Genomic DNA, 16,981 nt, shown 5'->3' on the forward strand with positions numbered 1-16,981 from the left:
CACGCCGGAACCGACGAGCTTTTGGTGTGATGGGTATGCCGTGGGGGCGGACCGGCATGGTGCCGGCGCCCAGCGCACACGCGGAGGCGTGCACACACCTGATCAAGTGTAATGCCGCGTAACGTAGCGGTCAAATGAGCGCAACTCCGGCCGCGCGGCCCGAGTGCAGGATCAGGGCAGATCGGGATCGAACGGCGAGTCCAGCGATTCGGTCAGCTCAGCCAGCAGTGCCTCGATCTGCGGTTCGACGTGCTGAGAGATCGCGGCCTGGATATGTATGCGATGACGCAACAGGATCCCGCAGATCTCGCGGCCGACCATGTTGGCGTACTCGTCGGCGAGGGCGACCTCCTGGCGGAGGGCGATCTTCGCCTCCTCCGTGAGCGGGGGCAGCGCGGGCAGCGCGGCGGCGGATTCGTCTGCGAGCCCCGCGATCGTGAACAGGAACGGTGCTCCGGGCACCGGATCCGGATCGAGGGGCAGCCCGTCGAACTCGGGATCGAGGTCCTCGGCCGGGCGGTAGCTGCGGGCGCGGTTCCGCGCAGCCTGCTGATCCAGCTCGCGCTGCAGCATCGGCAGATTCCGCGCCGTGTACTCCGCGACAGCGTGATCGACGATGGTCTTGATACGCGTCGAGAGGCCGTGCTGCACGCCGTGCGGCACGTTGGCACCAATACCGGCTGCGGAGAGGATCGGCGATCCGAGGCACCGGCGGCATGGCGCGACGCGACCACGATGGGTTGCCGGCTCCCAGCGCGGCACCCAGCGCAACCATGCCTCCACGGCCTGGTCCACCTGCGTCTCCAACGAGCGCTCCACCCCACCAGAGTACGGCGCGTCGCCCGTCACCGTCGCGATTTCCCGGTCCCGGCGGGGCGTGGGAGGATCGCTCGGACGTCATTCCTCTTCGTCGCGCTCCCACGGCCAACGCGGATGCTCGGCGCGCGTGCGACGCAGCGCGATCCCACCCCATCCGGCGATCACGCCCGCCAGCACGAGGACGGCGCTCGCGCCGCCTCGCACGAGACCGCCGGCGACCGCTGTCGCGAGCACGATGCTCCCGGCGCCGACGAGGACGGCGACCCATACCGCGATCAGATGGACGAGGCCGGCGACCAGCGCGATCGCGATCGTGGCGACATACGACGGATGCGGTCGACGCAGAGTGGACCACAGCACGAGCGCGAACGAGACGACAGCCGCGATCATCCCGAGCACGCCAGGGGTCTGGCCGAGATCGGGGACCGCGATGATGTCCGTGTCGGTGGCGATGCTCACGGCGCCGAGCCCGAACACCGCGAGCGCGAAGAAGCTGATGGTGGCGAGCACCACCGCCAGGATGGCCGAAACCCCCGCGGACTCGGGTCCCCGGGGGTTCGGCGTGGTGGAGTTCGTGATTACCTCGACAACGTCGGGCCGGCCTCGAGCGTGCGCTCGTACTCGCGCTGCGCCTCGGCATTCAGCTCGGTCTTGCGAGCACCGCTTCGGGCGACCCAGGCACCGAACCAGATGGTCAGCTCGCGGGCGAACACGAAGGCCGCGATCGCGAGCGGGGCGAGCATCTGCTCCCCGACGAGGTCGAGTCCCTGGCTGGCGCTGAGCTTCCAGAACGGAGCTTCGAAGAGCTGCCCGAGGATGTGGCCCCCATACGCGATGACGCCGACGATGAGGCCGAAGACGACCCAGAGGCCCCAGCGTCCACGGTTGATGACCGCACCCAGCAGCCAGAATCCGAGGAAGAACACGACGACGGGCGTCCAGAACCCCCATGTCATCAGGGGTGCGATCGCGGTCTGGCCGATGTTCTCGCCGGTCACATCTCCGGCGATGGCACCGAGTCCGAGCGCAGCCCCCAGGTAGAGCACCGCGAAGACGAGTGTCGCCAGGAGTCCGATGGCTCCCGCGGTGCCGCGGTTGCCGCGGTCACGGGGCGGTTCAGGCGCCTGGACGAAGATGGGCTGCGGCTGTGCGGCGGCAGCGGCGACGAGCGGCTCCGACGGGACGACGCGCGTCTCGACCTCATCGCCGTACTGGGCGTACGCCGCACCGGCCATCCCCGACTGCTCGTGGCCGAACGGGACGGGCTCGCCCACGACGGGCTCGGGGTAGAACGAGGTGGTCTCGGCGTCGGCCTGAGCCCTGACCTCGTCGGCGTAGTCGCGCGACGGAGCGACCGGAGCAGGCGTCACGGCCGGCGGCGGGGAGGCGAACGTACCGGGGTGATCACGCTCGGCCTCTTCGAAAGCGGCGAGGTCGGGGTCGACCGGCGTTGCGACGGGCTTCTGATCGATGCCGTCGTTCACGCCGTCGTTGTTGCCGGGAACGCCAGCACCCGCAGCCGCAGCGGCGTCCAGGCCTTCGTTCGCACTGCCGACGACGTCGTCAACGTCAGCCGGCTTCTCGGGCTGGGGAACGTTGGGGTCACTCATGGGGTGCGCCTCTCATCGGATACGTGCACTGCGAGGGTACCTCCGCGCGAACGACCGCTCGCGGAGGCGTGCCGACGTGTCGTCATACGCGGAGACGCGTCGTCATCCGCGAGGACCGGTCGTCGTGACGCGGGTTCAGGGGAGCGCGCTGCGCAGCGCATCGCCCGCGAACTGCGCGAGCACGGGGACCATCGGCAGGGACAGCCACACGAGAGCCCCGATGATGCCGACGCACACGATCCCGGCGAACCAGCTCATCCCGAGGTTGCGTCCCCCCACCCGTGCCATGGCTCCACGCTACGGCCGAAGCCCCGACAGGCTGCGGAGCAACGCCGATATCCGGCAACGGCAGCGCCTTTCATCCTGCGGTGCGCCCGCGAAGTCGCCACAGCAGCCACAGCCCCGAGAGGGGGACGAGGAGGAACCCGAGGAGGATGAGGACGTGCCACTCCCCCACGCCGGGGACGAGGGGGTTGACGGCGGCAACCTCCGGGGGCGTCCCGGTCCCCGAGGAGCTGCTTCCCGTCTCCGACGAGGCGAGGGCCGTCAGCGTCGAGACCGTGAGGAACGAGATGCCGGTGACGACGAACGGCACGACGATAGCGATCGCCTTCTCCCAGGCCCTCCAGAGTGCACTCGCGCTCACGAGCGCGGCGCCGACGAACCAGCCGACCACGGGCACCACGATCCCTCCGAAGCTCAACGTGAGCGCCGCAGCGATCGCGAACCCTCTCGTCGATGTCGCGGGCGGACGGGGTGTGGGCGCTGCGGCGATCGTGGGAGCACCGACGATCGTCGCCGAGGGCACCTCCGCCTGGGCTTCATCCGCGATCACGACCGGATCGCCGAGATGCGCGATGCGCGCCGCCGTCGCTTCGGCGTCGAGTCCCTGCAGCTCTTCGAGGATGCCGGCACGGATGTCGCTCGCGACACCGTGCGGCAGGTTGCGCATGGCCTCGTCGAGCCGCGCGAGGTAATCCGCACGGAGGTCGTCTGCGGTGAGCTCTGTCATGGTCGTCCCTCTCCGACGATGCCCGTGACGACACGGGCGAATGGTGTCCACTGCGCACGGAACCGCTCGAGCTGATCGGTCCCGCTGGCGGTGAGCCGGTAGTACTTGCGCACCGGACCGCTTCCGGAGGGCTGGTCGAAGGTGGTGACCCAGCCGTTGTCCTTCAGCCGCCCGAGCAGCGGGTACAGCGTCCCGATACTGGCGATCAATCCCGCGCCGGTGAGTGCGTCGGCCAGCTGCCAGCCGTACATCGGCTCACGCGCGAGCAGACCGAGCACGCAGTACTCGACCACGCCCCTGCGCATCTGGGCGCCGACGTCCGCTGTCATGCATGACAAGGTAGCATGCGAGACAAGTGAGCGGTAAGCGCCGGGGAGAGGAGGACCCGGGGAGGGACGGCGGTCGCCACCGAAGGGACGACCGCCCGTGCCGTCAGCCCTTCGTCGCGCCTGCCGTCAGCCCGCCCACGATGTACTTCTGCAGGAAGAGGAACAGGATCATCACCGGGATCGCGGCCATCACGGCGCCGGCCGAGAACGCGGACCAGTCTGCATACCGCGGGTTGGCGACGAGCTTGGTGAGTCCGACGACCAGCGTCTGCTGATCCACGTCGACGAGCATGACACTCGCGATCACGTACTCGTTCACGGTGCCGATGAACGACAGCAGGCCGACCACTGCGAGGATGGGGGCGACCAGACGCAGGATGATCGTGAAGAAGATGCGCGCATGACCGGCGCCGTCGATCCGGGCCGCCTCGTCGATCTCCTTCGGAATGGTGTTGAAGAAGCCGTACATCAGGTAGGTGTTCACGCCGAGCGCTCCACCGAGGTACACCAGGATCAGCCCGGTGTGCGTGTTGAGACCGATGGCGGGGAACCAGTCCCCCAGCGTCGACATGAGCAGGAAGATCGCGACCACGGCGAGCAGCTGCGGGAACATCTGCACGACGACGATCGTGACGAGACCGACCCGTCGCCCGGCGAACCGCATGCGCGAGAAGGCATATGCGGCGCAGGCGCCGATGAAGACGGTGACCGCGCCGGTGACGACGGCGATCAGCAGCGTGTTGAGGAACCAGGTGCCGTACGGGTTCTGCGGGTCGCTCAGGATGCGCACGTAGCTGTCGATACCGATCGCGGAGAAGAGCTGGTTCGAGCCCGTCAGCGTCCCCTTCGGGTTCAGCGAAGCGGAGACGACGTAGAGCAGCGGGAACAGGGCGAAGGCGCTCACGACGATCGCGACGAGGTGTCGCCATCCGGTGTCGGCGAACCACGCGCCGAAGCTGCGGCGCCGCGGAGCGAGGCTCTGCAGGTCGTCGGTCGAGCGAGTGGCGGCGGACCGCCCGGCGGTGGGGCTGTGGGTGCTCATGTCAGTTCAGCTCCTCGAGGGCCTTGGTCTTGCGGAAGCTGATGATCGAGATCGTGGCCACCACGATGAAGATCAGGATCGTGAAGGCCGACGCCAGACCGTAGTCGCGCGTCTGCCCCGTGAAGGCGACCTTGTAGACCATCGAGATCAGGATGTCGGTGTGCCCGATGGGGATCGACACGTCGCTGAAGCGCGGACCGCCATTGGTGAGCATGTAGATCAGGTTGAAGTTGTTGAAGTTGAACGCGAACGACGAGATCAGCAGCGGCGCGACGGTGACCAGCAGCAGCGGCAGCTTGATCCGCCGGAAGACCTGCCACGGGTTCGCGCCGTCCATCACCGCGGCTTCGTTCACATCCTCGGGGATGCCCTGCAGGGCGCCCATGCAGACGAGGAACATGTACGGGAAGCCGAGCCACAGGTTCACCAGCAGCACAGACACCTTCGCGAGCACCGGGTCGGTGAGCCACGGGATCGCGGCCCCGCCGAAGATCACCTGGTTGATGAAGCCGAAGCTCTCGTTCATCATCCCGGCCCAGACCAGCGCGGAGAGGAACGCGGGGAACGCGTACGGGAGGATGAGGATGATCCGGTATCCGTTGCGGAATCGCATGCGGGTGTTGTTGAAGACGAGCGCGAGCAGGAGTCCGAGGAAGAACGTCGTCGCGACAGAGATCAGCGCGAACGCGAAGGTCCACAGCGTGACCGAGATGAGCGGCCCGCGGATCGACGAGTCGGTCACCGCGCGAACGAAGTTGTCGAACCCGACCGTCGTCTGCCATCCGGGGAGGAGCTGCTCTCCGCCTTCGGCCGTGAAGGCTCCGTCACCGGTGTCCGCGTACACGGTGCCGGTGGTGGTGTCGGTGATGGTGTCCGCGGCCTCGTCGTATTCGAGCGTCGAGACGTACAGATAGCCCTTCTGCCCGTCGGGAGCCCGCAGGCTGCCGTCGTTCGGATCATCACTGAAGGGGACCGAGAGCTTCTCCAGCTCTTCGGAGAGGGTGAAGACGGTCGCGAGCGGGAGCGTGGTCCAGCCGTCGACCGCGACGGCCTTCCCGCCCTCGAACCGGGCGTCGACCTCTTCCAGGGGCTGCTCCGCGGTGCCGAGCAGCGCGTCGCCGGACTCCGGATCGGTCGCGAGCAGCCCGTAGGTGCCGAACTGCTCGACCACCGTGACGGGGTAGGTCGGCGAATCGTCGACCCGCTCCTGGGCCGAGGCGAGGAGCGAGGAGATCGCCTGGTCCTTGGTCCCGTTGTGACCCGTGCCGTAGTTCGTGAACCCGATGTACCCGGTGTAAAGCAGGGTGAAGACCTGGAACACGACCAGGAAGATGATGCCAGGCGTGAGGTACTTCGCCGCGATGCGCTTGCGGGAGAAGTAGATGTAGTTGACGAGGACGGCGACCACGACGACGACGCCGAGGATCACCCATTCCTGATGGGCGAAGAGCACGAAGGCCGCATACAGCGCGATCGCGTCGACCACCGCCAGCAGGAGGATCTTCAGCAGCATCCAGCCGATGGGTCCGGATGCGGCCTCCGCGATCTTCGCGGCCTGGCGCTGGCGTCTGGTCGGAGGCGCTGTGCGCTCGTCGGTGTCTGTCATGTCGTCCTCGTCATGATCCTGCCGGGGCGGACGAAGACGCCCACCCCGGCAGAGTCAGTGTTCTGGCTGTTACTTGATCGCGGCGGTCACGTCGTCGACGAGCTTCTGCCACGTCGTCGTCGGGTCCTCGCCGTTGATGATCGCGGCCTCGGCCACGCCCCAGTACTGCCAGACCGCGCCCATGGCCGGGATGGCGGGCATCGGGACGGCGTCGGCGCCGACGGCCTGGAATCCGGCGATGATCGGATCGGCGGCGGCGGTGTCGGCTGCGGCGGTCAGGGCGGGCAGGATGTTGCCGGCCTTGAACAGCTCGAGCTGCACGTCTTCGGTGCCGATGTAGTTGACGAGGAAGTCGTTGGCCGCGACCTTGTTCTTCGACTCGGAGCTCACGAAGAAGCCCTTGACGCCGGCGAACGGCGAGGCGGTCTCACCGGTCGGGCTCGGGATCGGGTCGATCGCGACGTTGATGCCCGCGTCGGTGGCCGCGCCCACGTTCCACGGACCGGTCAGCCAGAAGGCCGCGGTGCCGTCGAGGAACTGCTGCTTGGCGATCTCGCCGTCGACGTCGGTGTTCAGCACGCCCGCTGCGCCCTGTGCGCCCAGCCAGTCGGCGAAGGCGAAGCCGCCCGCACTGCCCAGCTGGAGGTCGGTGGAGTCGTAGCTGCCGGTGTCATCGGTGCCGAACACCGGGGCCCCGAAAGCGGTCTGGAACGGATACAGGTGGTACGGGTTGCCCTCGGTCCCCTGCTCCACGACGAACGTGCCCTTCGAGACCATGTCGTCGAAGCTGGTCGCCGCGGCGGGGACGAGATCGGCGTTGCGGAGCACCGCGATGTTCTCGACGGCGTACGGAAGCATGTAGACGGTGCCATCGTAGGTGGCGGCCTGCAGGGCGACGGGGAGGTAGTCCTCGGAGCTGTCACCCAGCTCGATCGGCGCGACCACTCCGTTCGTGGAGAGCTCGCCCAGCCAGTCGTGCGCGCCCATGACGATGTCGGGGCCCTTGCCGGTCGGGACCTGCTGGATGAAGTCGTCCTTCATGTCGTCGACCGACTTGCCCGTGAGCTCGACCTTGACGCCGGTCTTCTCCTGGTAGGCGTCTGCCGCGCCCTGCAGTGCATCGACGCGCTCGGCATCGACCCAGACGACCAGCTTCCCGCTGTCGTCGGAGCCCGAGGTGTCGTCGCTGCTGGTCCCCGTGGAGCAGCCGGCAAGCGTCAGAGTCGAAACGATGGCGATCGCGCCCGCGGCGACGATGCCCCTCTTGTTCACCTTCATTGGTGTGTGCCTCTCTCAGTGCTGATCACCTGCAAGGACTGCAAGCGCTTACAGTATGCATCGAAAACGACGCTGTTTGCAATGAGACCGGGCGTCGATATCAACCCGTGACCGAGAAGAGGAGTGGCCGTCAGGTGTGAAAACGCTTCCACCTGCGGAGAAGAGGTCGCCCCGTAGACTGCCGACATGGCTGATGGTTCGCTTCGCAGCGCGCGGATGACGGCAGGGTTCGTCCTGGCGTTCTCCGCTGCTGTCCTCAGCGGGTGCACCGCGTTCGCCACCGGCTACGCCGTTCTGGACCGTGAAGCCGAAGGCGCAGACGCCCTTCCGGACGCGTTCATCGAGCAGGACCCCGCAGACATCGCCGACCTTTCGTCGGCGCGGTACGTCGGCGAGCATTCCGGCAGCTCGCTCTGGCTGTTGCGCGGGCTGGATCAGGGCTCTGTCTGCATACTCGCCTACCGGGACGAGACCGCAGGGATCATGGGGTGCGGCAGCGAAGGCGGCCCCGTCGAGATGAGCGGCCCCGCCGGCCATTTCGTGACCGTTCCGGACGACTACCCCGCCCCGGACGGAGCCACCCGGATCTCCGACAATGTGTACGCGCTGAGCCCCTGAGTAGGATGAAACCATGGCTGACAGTTCATTTGACATCGTCTCGAAGGTCGACCACCAGGAGGCGGAGAACGCCCTGAACCAGGCCCGCAAGGAGATCGAGCAGCGCTACGACTTCAAGGGCACCGGTGCGTCGATCGCCTGGAGCGGCGAGAGCATCCTCATCATCGCGAACACCGAGGAGCGGGCCAAGGCCGTGCTCGACGTGTTCCAGTCCAAGCTCATCAAGCGGGGCATCTCCCTGAAGAGCCTCGAGTCGGGCGACCCGTTCGCCAGCGGCAAGGAGTTCCGCATCGTCTCGACACTCAAGGACGGCATCTCCTCGGAGAACGCGAAGAAGATCAACAAGATCATCCGCGACGAGGGCCCCAAGGGAGTGAAGAGCCAGATCCAGGGCGACGAGCTGCGCGTGCAATCCAAGAGCCGAGACGACCTGCAGTCGGTCATCGCACTGCTCAAGGGTGCCGACCTCGATCTCGATCTGCAGTTCATCAACTACCGGTAAGCCGCCGCGACACGTCGCGGGGAGGGGGTCGGGTGCAGCGCACTCGGCCCCCTCTCTCGTCATTGTTGGATTGCATACCGATATATGGGTTGCGGTGCCCAAGACTGGGAGTGGTCGACTCAATGCGACCGATGACGCGAACGCCGCATGACGCACTGCCGTCGTAGGGCTACGCGATCTCGGGATTGCGAGCTTGCCCTCGTGGGGACGAGGCCGCGGCAGTTCCATGCGCTCGCGTCTTCGGTGGCCGGCGGATGCCCTGCATCCGCCGGCCACGGAACCGCGAGCAAGGAGACCGCGAGTAAGAAGAGCCCACCTGAGTCACGCTGCGCGCCCCCACGCGGTTCGCGGACTCGGGTGGGGCTGTTGGCATCCGATGCGACTTCATGATGTAGTTGCCCTCCCGGGCGAATCATGGGGCGCTCGGGATCAGAAGGACAACTGGGGGCAGGTCCATGGCGAGTATCGGATCGACGAACATCGGAGAGAGCAAGCAGCTCTTGGCCGAGGAGGTCTTCCACCACATCGGAAGGCAGATCATCGACGGCACGTTGGCAGAGGGTGAGCGCATCCGCGATGTCGACGTCGCCGAAGAGCTGCATGTGTCGCGCACACCTGTTCGAGAGGCGCTTCAGCGCCTGGAGCGACTGGGAATGGTCACGATGTACCCGAGCCGGTACACCGAGGTCACGGCGGTGACGCCCGAGACGATGGCGCAGTCGCTCGAGTTCGCGGGGTATCAGGCCGGAATCGCGGCGCGACTGGCGGTGCCGAGGCTCACGGCGGCTCAGCGCGAGCATGTCATCACGCTCGTCGCCGCGATGAATGCGTCATTGGACGACCTGGCGACGACCTCCGGCGCCCGTTGGGCCGTGTTCTCGTACCTGGGCTCGCACAGCGGCAACGAGCAGCATCGCACACTGATCGACGATGCGAGCATGGTGCTTTTCCGCAACCTTCGGGACTGGGTGGTTCCCGCGTCCGATCGGGCGCGGATGGGGCAGGTCTACGACGATTTCCGCGACGCCGTGCGCGATGCCGACGGCGATGGAGCCGAACGCCTGGTCAGGGCGATGTACTACCTGTGAGCCCCGTCACAGCGCCGCGCGCCAACCCGTGACCCATCTGTCCAAGCGCCGGTAGGCGTCCTCCCGCGCGTCGTGTCGGGAGAGGAAGACGTCGTGGAGCGCGCCGTCGATGCGCTCGACGGTCACACTGGGACCGAGGCGGAGTGCCGCACGCGCGATGTCGTCGACCACCAGCACCGAGTCGGCGGAGGTGAGATCGTTCGACCAGCGCGTCGGCGGCACGAATCGTGCCGAGAGCAGCACACATACCGGTGCGGTGATCGACAGCCCCGCGGCCACCGTCTTGTGCCCGGAGAGCACGGCGTGCAGCCACCCCGCGTACACCGCCATGGTCTGCGCGGGGCGCCACACCGGGTTGACCTCCATCGGGTCGTCGGGATCGGCGACCTCCTGCTGCGCGCGGGTGTAGAAGCCGAGGTCGATCTGCGGTGCGGCCTCCATCGGCCGGATCCGCGCCTGCAGTTCGACCATCGGCGCGATCGCGGCCCTCGCCGGCGCGAACTGGAATTCCAGCCAGGGGCTGTTGAGGATCACCGCGTCGGCCGCGCCCGGGTGCCGGGAAGCCCACAGGCTCAACGTCAGGCCGCCCGTGGAATGCCCGAGAAGAACGAGTCGTCGATCGGATTCGAGGCCGCCCTCACCTCGACCCATCCCATCCAGCGCCGCCCCGATGTCCTCGTCGTAGATGGCGAGGTCGGCGATGTAGCCCGGGGTCTGCCCGTCGCGGAGGCTGCGACCGTACTTGCGCAGGTCGAGGGCGAAGAAGCGGGCCCCCCGAGACGTCCAGAATCGAGCGAGCCGCTTCTGGAAGAAGTAGTCGGACCAGCCGTGCACGTACAGCACATCGACTCCGTCGAGAGGCGGACGATTGCCGCTCGCCCGCGCCCACAGACCGGGCCTCTTCGGCAGCGCACGCACCAGAGTCGCCACCACGGGGCCCTGATCGTCCGTGCCGAGATCGAGCGTCAGCTGCTCGAACTCGTCGCCCAGGACATCAGGGATCCACTCGGCCATGCGTTCCTCCCCCGTCGTCGCCAGGCTAGCCGAGAGCGCGACCGGTCGGGGGAAGGCCGACCGCGACCGCGCTATTCGCCGCGCGAGACGCGGACCATCTCGTCGCGCGGGACCACCTTCACGCGGGCGCGCTCCTCCGGGGCGCCGAGAGCGATCTCGTGCTCGTCGAGGCGGTGCCAGCCATCGAGGTCGGTCCAGCGCACACCGCGCTCCTGCAGGAGTTCGACGATCGCCTCCTCCGATGGGTCCTCCGGGTGCCACCAGGAACCCTGATCGTTGATGATGTGGCGCACGGTCTCCATCGCATCGGACTTCGTGTGCCCGATCAGCCCGACCGGGCCGCGCTTGATCCATCCGGTCGCGTAGATGCCGGGCACGCGGTCGTTCGAGTCCTTCGCGAGGACCTGGCCCTCGCGGTTCGGGATCACCCCGTGCTTCTTGTCGAACGGAACGCCGGGAAGCGGGGATCCGAAGTAGCCGATGGCACGGTAGAGAGCCTGCAGGGGCACCTCGCGCAACTCGCCGGTGCCGACCGCGCCACCCTGGCCGTCGGGCCGGGTGCGCTCGTACACGAGAGCCGCGACGCGACCGTTCTCGTCCTTGCGGACCTCGACCGGCTTCGCCCAGAAGTGCAGATGCAGACGGCGCGATGCCGTGCCTCCGGCGTTGTTGACCGACCCCCGTTTGCGCCACGACTGCAGGATGCGATCGATGACCATGACCTGCTTGTTGCTGGCGACGGCGTCTTTGGCGGCATCGTCGTAGTCGAAGTCCTCGTCGTAGACGACCATGTCGACGTCGCGCAGCTCGCCGAGCTCGCGCAGTTCGAGCGGGGTGAACTTGACCTGCGCCGGCCCCCGCCGCCCGAACACGTGCACATCCGTGATCTCGCTGGCCTTGAGGCCCTCGTAAACGTTGGCCGGCACCTCGGTGACGAGCAGGTCCTCCGCGTGCTTGGCCAGCATGCGGGCCACGTCGAGCGCGACGTTGCCGTTGCCGAGCACGCCGACGGAAGCGGCGTCGAGCGGCCATTCACGCGGCACGTCGGGGTGGCCGTCGAACCAGCTGACGTAGTCCGCCGCCCCGTACGAGGCGACGGCATCGATGCCGGGGATGTCGAGCGAGGTGTCACGGATCGCACCGGTCGCGAAGATCACCGCGTTGTAGTGCTTCTTGAGGTCTTCGAGGGTGATGTCCTCGCCGAAGCGTACGTTGCCGAACAGGCGGATGTCACCGCGGTCCAGCACGTCGCGAAGGGCGGTGATGATGCCCTTGATGCGGGGGTGGTCAGGGGCGACGCCGTAGCGCACCAGTCCGTACGGCGCGGGGAGTTGTTCGAAGAGGTCGATCGAGACGTCGAACTTGCGCTCCGCCTTCAGCAGGATGTCTGCCGCGTAGATGCCGGCGGGGCCCGCACCGACGATGGCCAGTCTGAGCTTGGTCATGGGAGGTCCTTTCGTATGCCGTCGCAGCCGGTGCCCGCGGCCCGAAGGGCCGCCGCGCGGAGTCAGCTGGAGCGTTCGGCGAGGGTCTCAGCGAATCGGGTCAGCGCCTCGCGCACGGTTCCGCGCGGGAGAGGCCGGAGAGCGTCGACGGCGTCGCGCGTCCACGCGTGGGCGAGCTCGAGGGTCTTCTGCGTCACGACATGGTCGCGCAACTCGTCCAACGGGCCGTCGAGGATGGCCGGGTCCGCTCCGTCGGCGATGAGGGCGACGCCGTCATCGATGCGCGCCGCGAGGTCGATCGACGCCTCGTCCCCCTCCGCCTTGAGCAGCAGATACGGCATCGTCGGAACGCCGGCGCGCAGGTCGGTGCCCGGCACCTTGCCGGTCTCCTCGGGCTTCGCGGAGAGGTCGATCACGTCGTCGAGCAGCTGGAACGCGACTCCGATCTTCTCGCCGTACACGCGCAGGGGCTCCTCGTACTCCGAGGGAGCGTTCGAGAAGATCACCCCGCCCTGCGTGGCCGCGGCGATCAGGGAGCCCGTCTTGTCGGCGAGCACCTGGATGTAGAACTCGATCGGGTCGTCGCCGTCCTGCGGTCCCAGGGTCTCGTGCATCTGACCGAGCACCAGACGCTCGAACGTGTCGGCCTGGAGACGGATGGCACGCTCCCCCAGCCGCGACATCAGCTGGCTGGCGCGGGAGAACAGGATGTCGCCCGTGAGGATCGCGATGTTGTTGCCCCACACGGCATGCGCGGCGGGAACCCCTCGGCGGCGGTCGGCACCGTCCATCACGTCGTCGTGGTACAGCGAGCCGAGATGCGTGATCTCGAGGGCCTTCGCGACGTCGATGACCTCGGTGGTGTTGCCGTCGCCGAGCTGCGCGGCGAGGAGCGTGAGCACGGGGCGGATGCGCTTCCCACCCGCCTCGTACAGGTAACGGCTGGCGGCGTCGGCCAGCGGGTCGGCGACGCGGACGTCGTCGGCCAGGCCGGTCTCGACGAGCTCCAGCCCGTCTTCGATGGCGCGCGCGACACGTCGGGCGGCAGGGCCGATGAAGACGCGATCGCTGAAGCCGAGACGGCTCGCCAGTCGCGAACCCGGGGCGATGGGGCTCGAAGTCACGTTCTCAGCCTACCTTCGTCGGATGTCGAGGTTTCGCCCGAGAGACTCACTCCGGCTTGCGCGCTCTGTGCAGGGCCACGATGCCGAACGAGAGATTGCGGTAGGCGACGTCGCTCCAGCCCGCCTCGCGGATCCAGGCGGAGAGCCGCTTCTGGTCCGGCCACTCGCGGATCGACTCGTTCAGGTAGTCGTAGGCCTCGCCGTTCGTACCGGCGACGCGGGCCACCCGCGGGAGCACCTGGGCGTTGTAGAAGCGGTAGGCACTGCGGAAGAGCTTTCCCGGCGGGGTCGAGAACTCGTTGATCACGAGCCGTCCTCCGGGCTTGGTCACGCGGTAGAGCTCGCTCAGCGCCTTCTTCGGATCGTTCACGTTGCGCAGCGCGTACGACATCGTGACCGCGTCGAACGTCGCATCCGGGAACGGAAGATCCGTGGCATCGGCCTGCACGAACGACAGGTTGCGCATGGCGCCGTGCCGGCGCTCGCCCTCGGCGAGCATGCCGGGAGAGAAATCGGCCGCGACCACCTGGGCACCGCTCCGCGCAAGGGACGCCGACGACGAGGCCGTGCCCGCCCCCAGGTCGAGGATCCGCTCCCCCGGCTTCGGAGCGACCGCTCGGGTGGTCGCCGCACGCCACAGCACGTCGTTGCCGAAGGTCATCGCGGTGTTCGTCCGGTCGTACCCTGCGGCGACCTGGTCGAACATGCCGCTGACGCGGGCGGGGTCCTTGCCGAGATCGGCGCGGTTCTTCTCGTTCGAGGTCACGAGTTCAGTCTAGGCGCGAGGCCCAGCGCTTCGAGGCGGTCGAGCCAGGGATCGGCGGTCGCATCGTCGAACGGCGCGACCCGGGCCCGCACCCGCTCCTCGAGGTCGAGCGCGAGGGCTTCCAGATGCGCCATGACATCGGTCGGGTAGCCGTAACGGGCACTGTGGTCGGCCCATTCGTCGCGGTCGTCGACCCACGTTCCCCGTTCCCCTTCCACGCGCACCACGTCGAGGTCCATGTCGATCCCGGTCGCCAGCAGCGGATCATCGGACCAGCGGATGTCCCACCCCAGATCGATGTAGATGCGCATGCCCTTGCGGTGACGGCGATTGACGGTGAGCGCATGGTCACCGCTCGCCGGGACCAGGGTGACGTTCGGACCGCCCGCGTGGAACTCGGCGCCGGGGCGCACACTGTGCCATCCGACGGGCTGCCCGATCCAGTCGCCCCACTCGTCGGCGCCGAGATAGACGCACTCGTGCCGCCAGTGCGGCGAGCCATCCCATTTGCGCCATTGGAAGACCATCTCGGTGCCGGGTGCAGGACGTGCGTCGCTCATCCGCTCACCCTACGACCACGCGGATCCATGCGCCCTGAGCGGCATAGGCTGGAGACGTGCACACCACCCACCTGGTCGTGGAGACCCGCGAGATCGACCCGGTCGAAGACCTCCTGGCCTACGCGGACCCCGCCCGCCCTCTTGCCTGGCTGCGCCGCGGAGACGGGATCGTCGCCGTCGGCCGACCGCTCACGGAGATCCGTCCCGCGGTCGAAGCGGGAACGTCACGCGTCGAGACCCTCGCGGCTGCCTGGCGCACCATGGCGGCGCAGTCCGAGATCTCCGACCCGATGGGCCTCCCGGGCACGGGGCTCGTGGCCTTTGGGGCATTCGCGTTCGACGAGGACTCGGCCGCGGACAGCGTGCTCGTGGTGCCCACGCAGGTGGTGGGGCGACACGGCGACCGGTTCTGGCGCACCACGCTCCGCTTCGCCGGCGCTCCGGACGACCGTGACGAGCTCGTCACCCAGCCTTACGGCCCGCACTGGGCCGGCACCGTCGGCCCCGGAGCGCAGAGCCCGCAGGGATACCAGGATTCGGTGCGCCGCGCCCTCGCCCGCATCGCCGACGGAGACCTGAGCAAGGTCGTGCTGGCCCGCGACCTCACCGGGAGCATCCCGGCAGGCTCCGACCTGCGTCGGCTCGTGCGCGCCCTTGCGACCGGCTACCCCGACACGTGGGCGTTCGCCGTCGACGGGCTGATCGGTGCGAGCCCGGAGACGCTCGTCACCGTGCACGACGGAACCGTCACCGCACGGGTGCTGGCGGGGACGATCGGCCGTGGCGCGGACGCCGACGCCGACACCGCCGCATCCGCTCACCTCGCGTCGAGCGTCAAAGACCTCGACGAACACCAGTACGCCGTGCAGAGCGTGCTCGCCTCGCTCCGATCCCACACCCGGGCGCTGGCGGCGAGCGAGCAGCCCTTCCTGTTGAAGCTGCCGAATCTGTTCCATCTGGCCACCGACGTCGAGGGCGAGCTGGCCGATGGGGAGAGCGCGCTCGACCTGGTGCGGGCACTGCATCCGACCGCCGCCGTCGCCGGCACGCCGACACCGGCGGCGATCGACGCGATCCGCGAGCTCGAACCCTTCGACCGCGGGCGCTACGCCGGCCCCGTGGGCTGGGTGGATGCCGCCGGCAACGGCGAGTGGGCGATCGCGCTGCGCTGCGCGCAGTTCACCGTGCGCCAGGGAGAGATCGGGGTGACGGCCTACGCGGGCGCCGGGATCGTCGCGGGCTCCGACCCGGAGAGCGAACTGCTCGAGACGCGCGTGAAGTTCCGCCCCCTGGTCGACGCGCTGGCCTGACCGCGGCCGACCCTCAGCTGGCGGCGAGACGCTTCTTCTCGGCCTCGACATCGAAGTCGGCACGTGGCCACTGCGGGTCGATGTCTTCCAGGGCCGCGAGCAGCAGTTCCTGCACGGCCAGCCGGGCGTACCACTTGGCGTTCGCCGGGATCACGTGCCACGGGGCCACCTCGGTCGAGGTGCGCTCGAACACCGTCTGGTACGCCTCCATGTACTGCGGCCACAGCATGCGCTCGTCCACGTCGCCGGGGTTGTACTTCCAGTGCTTGTCCGGACGCTCGAGTCGCTCCATCAGCCGCGACTTCTGCTCTTCCGGTGAGATGTGCAGCATGACCTTGACGATGCGGGTGCCGGATGCCGCGACCCGGGACTCGAACTCGTTGATGGCGTCGTAGCGGCGGTCGATCTCGTCCGGCGGGGCGAGTTCGCGCACACGCCCGATCAGCACATCCTCGTAGTGGGAGCGGTCGAACACACCGATGAACCCCGGTTCAGGCAGACGCTTCTCGATGCGCCAGAGGAAGTCGTGCGCGCGTTCCTCTGCCGTCGGCGCCTTGAACGCGGCGAGCGCGACGCCCTGCGGGTCGACGCCGCCGACGACGTGCCGCACGATGCCGCCCTTGCCGGCCGAGTCCATCGCCTGCAGCACCAGCAGCACCGCATCCTTCGCCACCCCTACCCGGCTCTCGGCGAAGAGCCGTTCCTGCAGCACATTGAGGTCGGTGAGCCCGGCTGCGAGGTCGGAGACCCCGCGGGACTTGCCGTGGTCGTATCCGGGCTTGGCGTCGGGGTCGACGTCGGCGAGACGGAATCCCTCGTCGACTCGCAGCGTCTGCGTCCAGGTGTGCGCGTTCATAC

At 68.2% G+C, this 16,981-nt stretch carries 19 protein-coding genes; 4 read left to right on the top strand and 15 right to left on the bottom strand.

The features are described from left to right. Nucleotides 1-171 precede the first annotated feature (171 nt). From ABDC25_RS15030 to ABDC25_RS15070, 9 genes are all read right to left on the bottom strand, one after another. Nucleotides 172-819 (bottom strand): hypothetical protein, encoded by a 648-nt coding sequence (locus tag ABDC25_RS15030; protein WP_029258210.1) that lies wholly within the window; start codon nucleotides 817-819, stop codon nucleotides 172-174. 78 nt (nucleotides 820-897) lie between these two features. Then, on the bottom strand, nucleotides 898-1,329 hold the full coding sequence (locus ABDC25_RS15035; protein ID WP_347123421.1) for a hypothetical protein: 432 nt from the start codon (nucleotides 1,327-1,329) through the stop codon (nucleotides 898-900). A 68-nt stretch (nucleotides 1,330-1,397) separates the two neighbouring features. Next, nucleotides 1,398-2,429, bottom strand: coding sequence for a hypothetical protein (locus ABDC25_RS15040; RefSeq protein WP_021201128.1), 1,032 nt, complete (start codon nucleotides 2,427-2,429; stop codon nucleotides 1,398-1,400). Nucleotides 2,430-2,564: 135 nt separating this feature from the next. Next, nucleotides 2,565-2,717 (bottom strand): hypothetical protein, encoded by a 153-nt coding sequence (locus ABDC25_RS15045; protein WP_021201129.1) that lies wholly within the window; start codon nucleotides 2,715-2,717, stop codon nucleotides 2,565-2,567. A 70-nt stretch (nucleotides 2,718-2,787) separates the two neighbouring features. Continuing rightward, nucleotides 2,788-3,441 carry a hypothetical protein gene (locus tag ABDC25_RS15050; RefSeq protein WP_029258213.1) on the bottom strand — a complete coding sequence of 218 codons (654 nt, stop codon included), beginning with the start codon at nucleotides 3,439-3,441 and terminating at the stop codon, nucleotides 2,788-2,790. Continuing rightward, nucleotides 3,438-3,770 (bottom strand): PadR family transcriptional regulator, encoded by a 333-nt coding sequence (locus ABDC25_RS15055; protein ID WP_347123424.1) that lies wholly within the window; start codon nucleotides 3,768-3,770, stop codon nucleotides 3,438-3,440. Before ABDC25_RS15055 ends, ABDC25_RS15050 begins: the two co-directional genes overlap by 4 nt. Nucleotides 3,771-3,873: 103 nt before the next feature. Beyond that, nucleotides 3,874-4,812 carry a sugar ABC transporter permease gene (locus tag ABDC25_RS15060; protein WP_029267386.1) on the bottom strand — a complete coding sequence of 313 codons (939 nt, stop codon included), beginning with the start codon at nucleotides 4,810-4,812 and terminating at the stop codon, nucleotides 3,874-3,876. A 1-nt stretch (nucleotide 4,813) separates the two neighbouring features. Beyond that, entirely contained in the window at nucleotides 4,814-6,418 is a 1,605-nt protein-coding gene (locus ABDC25_RS15065) for an ABC transporter permease subunit (protein WP_347123427.1), read from the bottom strand. Between the two features lie 69 nt (nucleotides 6,419-6,487). After that, nucleotides 6,488-7,696 (bottom strand): extracellular solute-binding protein, encoded by a 1,209-nt coding sequence (locus ABDC25_RS15070; protein WP_029267389.1) that lies wholly within the window; start codon nucleotides 7,694-7,696, stop codon nucleotides 6,488-6,490. Between the two features lie 186 nt (nucleotides 7,697-7,882). Here ABDC25_RS15070 and ABDC25_RS15075 point away from each other — a divergent pair, with 186 nt between their 5' ends. The 3 genes from ABDC25_RS15075 to ABDC25_RS15085 all read left to right on the top strand — a co-directional run bounded on the left by ABDC25_RS15075 (nucleotide 7,883) and on the right by ABDC25_RS15085 (nucleotide 9,904). After that, a complete protein-coding gene (locus ABDC25_RS15075; RefSeq protein WP_021201135.1) occupies nucleotides 7,883-8,314 on the top strand; it encodes a hypothetical protein in 432 nt (143 codons plus the stop codon). 13 nt (nucleotides 8,315-8,327) lie between these two features. Next, complete coding sequence (locus ABDC25_RS15080) at nucleotides 8,328-8,816, top strand: YajQ family cyclic di-GMP-binding protein (RefSeq protein WP_017829222.1); 489 nt, start codon at nucleotides 8,328-8,330, stop codon at nucleotides 8,814-8,816. Between the two features lie 455 nt (nucleotides 8,817-9,271). Further along, nucleotides 9,272-9,904, top strand: coding sequence for a GntR family transcriptional regulator (locus ABDC25_RS15085; RefSeq protein ID WP_021201136.1), 633 nt, complete (start codon nucleotides 9,272-9,274; stop codon nucleotides 9,902-9,904). Between the two features lie 6 nt (nucleotides 9,905-9,910). On the opposite strand, the gene ABDC25_RS15090 is transcribed toward ABDC25_RS15085, so the two are convergent. From ABDC25_RS15090 to ABDC25_RS15110, 5 genes are all read right to left on the bottom strand, one after another. Continuing rightward, complete coding sequence (locus tag ABDC25_RS15090) at nucleotides 9,911-10,918, bottom strand: alpha/beta hydrolase (RefSeq protein WP_021201137.1); 1,008 nt, start codon at nucleotides 10,916-10,918, stop codon at nucleotides 9,911-9,913. A gap of 71 nt (nucleotides 10,919-10,989) precedes the next feature. Continuing rightward, nucleotides 10,990-12,363, bottom strand: a complete 1,374-nt coding sequence (locus ABDC25_RS15095) for an FAD-dependent oxidoreductase (RefSeq protein ID WP_021201138.1) — start codon at nucleotides 12,361-12,363, stop codon at nucleotides 10,990-10,992. Nucleotides 12,364-12,425: 62 nt separating this feature from the next. Then, complete coding sequence (locus tag ABDC25_RS15100) at nucleotides 12,426-13,487, bottom strand: polyprenyl synthetase family protein (RefSeq protein WP_021201139.1); 1,062 nt, start codon at nucleotides 13,485-13,487, stop codon at nucleotides 12,426-12,428. A 46-nt stretch (nucleotides 13,488-13,533) separates the two neighbouring features. After that, complete coding sequence (locus ABDC25_RS15105; RefSeq protein WP_021201140.1) at nucleotides 13,534-14,253, bottom strand: class I SAM-dependent methyltransferase; 720 nt, start codon at nucleotides 14,251-14,253, stop codon at nucleotides 13,534-13,536. Next, nucleotides 14,250-14,813, bottom strand: coding sequence for a hypothetical protein (locus tag ABDC25_RS15110; protein WP_021201141.1), 564 nt, complete (start codon nucleotides 14,811-14,813; stop codon nucleotides 14,250-14,252). The genes ABDC25_RS15105 and ABDC25_RS15110 overlap by 4 nt, the downstream gene beginning before the upstream one ends. A gap of 56 nt (nucleotides 14,814-14,869) precedes the next feature. Here ABDC25_RS15110 and ABDC25_RS15115 point away from each other — a divergent pair, with 56 nt between their 5' ends. Then, entirely contained in the window at nucleotides 14,870-16,123 is a 1,254-nt protein-coding gene (locus ABDC25_RS15115; protein ID WP_347123432.1) for a chorismate-binding protein, read from the top strand. 13 nt (nucleotides 16,124-16,136) lie between these two features. Here the strand turns inward: ABDC25_RS15115 and ABDC25_RS15120 are convergent, their stop codons facing one another. Further along, nucleotides 16,137-16,979, bottom strand: coding sequence for a polyphosphate kinase 2 family protein (locus tag ABDC25_RS15120; RefSeq protein ID WP_347123434.1), 843 nt, complete (start codon nucleotides 16,977-16,979; stop codon nucleotides 16,137-16,139). Nucleotides 16,980-16,981 lie beyond the last annotated feature (2 nt).

This window comes from Microbacterium sp. SY138 (assembly GCF_039729145.1).
GTDB lineage: Bacteria > Actinomycetota > Actinomycetes > Actinomycetales > Microbacteriaceae > Microbacterium > Microbacterium maritypicum_A.

What these genes read in the sequence shown, in the direction of transcription:
- ABDC25_RS15040 (WP_021201128.1), bottom strand. Translation starts at nt 2,429, where the DNA reads ATGAGTGACCCCAACGTTCCCCAGCCCGAGAAGCCGGCTGACGTTGAC.
- ABDC25_RS15045 (WP_021201129.1), bottom strand. Translation starts at nt 2,717, where the DNA reads ATGGCACGGGTGGGGGGACGCAACCTCGGGATGAGCTGGTTCGCCGGG.
- ABDC25_RS15050 (WP_029258213.1), bottom strand. Translation starts at nt 3,441, where the DNA reads ATGACAGAGCTCACCGCAGACGACCTCCGTGCGGATTACCTCGCGCGG.
- ABDC25_RS15055 (WP_347123424.1), bottom strand. Translation starts at nt 3,770, where the DNA reads ATGACAGCGGACGTCGGCGCCCAGATGCGCAGGGGCGTGGTCGAGTAC.
- ABDC25_RS15060 (WP_029267386.1), bottom strand. Translation starts at nt 4,812, where the DNA reads ATGAGCACCCACAGCCCCACCGCCGGGCGGTCCGCCGCCACTCGCTCG.
- ABDC25_RS15065 (WP_347123427.1), bottom strand. Translation starts at nt 6,418, where the DNA reads ATGACAGACACCGACGAGCGCACAGCGCCTCCGACCAGACGCCAGCGC.
- ABDC25_RS15070 (WP_029267389.1), bottom strand. Translation starts at nt 7,696, where the DNA reads ATGAAGGTGAACAAGAGGGGCATCGTCGCCGCGGGCGCGATCGCCATC.
- ABDC25_RS15075 (WP_021201135.1), top strand. Translation starts at nt 7,883, where the DNA reads ATGGCTGATGGTTCGCTTCGCAGCGCGCGGATGACGGCAGGGTTCGTC.
- ABDC25_RS15080 (WP_017829222.1), top strand. Translation starts at nt 8,328, where the DNA reads ATGGCTGACAGTTCATTTGACATCGTCTCGAAGGTCGACCACCAGGAG.
- ABDC25_RS15085 (WP_021201136.1), top strand. Translation starts at nt 9,272, where the DNA reads ATGGCGAGTATCGGATCGACGAACATCGGAGAGAGCAAGCAGCTCTTG.
- ABDC25_RS15090 (WP_021201137.1), bottom strand. Translation starts at nt 10,918, where the DNA reads ATGGCCGAGTGGATCCCTGATGTCCTGGGCGACGAGTTCGAGCAGCTG.
- ABDC25_RS15095 (WP_021201138.1), bottom strand. Translation starts at nt 12,363, where the DNA reads ATGACCAAGCTCAGACTGGCCATCGTCGGTGCGGGCCCCGCCGGCATC.
- ABDC25_RS15110 (WP_021201141.1), bottom strand. Translation starts at nt 14,813, where the DNA reads ATGAGCGACGCACGTCCTGCACCCGGCACCGAGATGGTCTTCCAATGG.
- ABDC25_RS15120 (WP_347123434.1), bottom strand. Translation starts at nt 16,979, where the DNA reads ATGAACGCGCACACCTGGACGCAGACGCTGCGAGTCGACGAGGGATTC.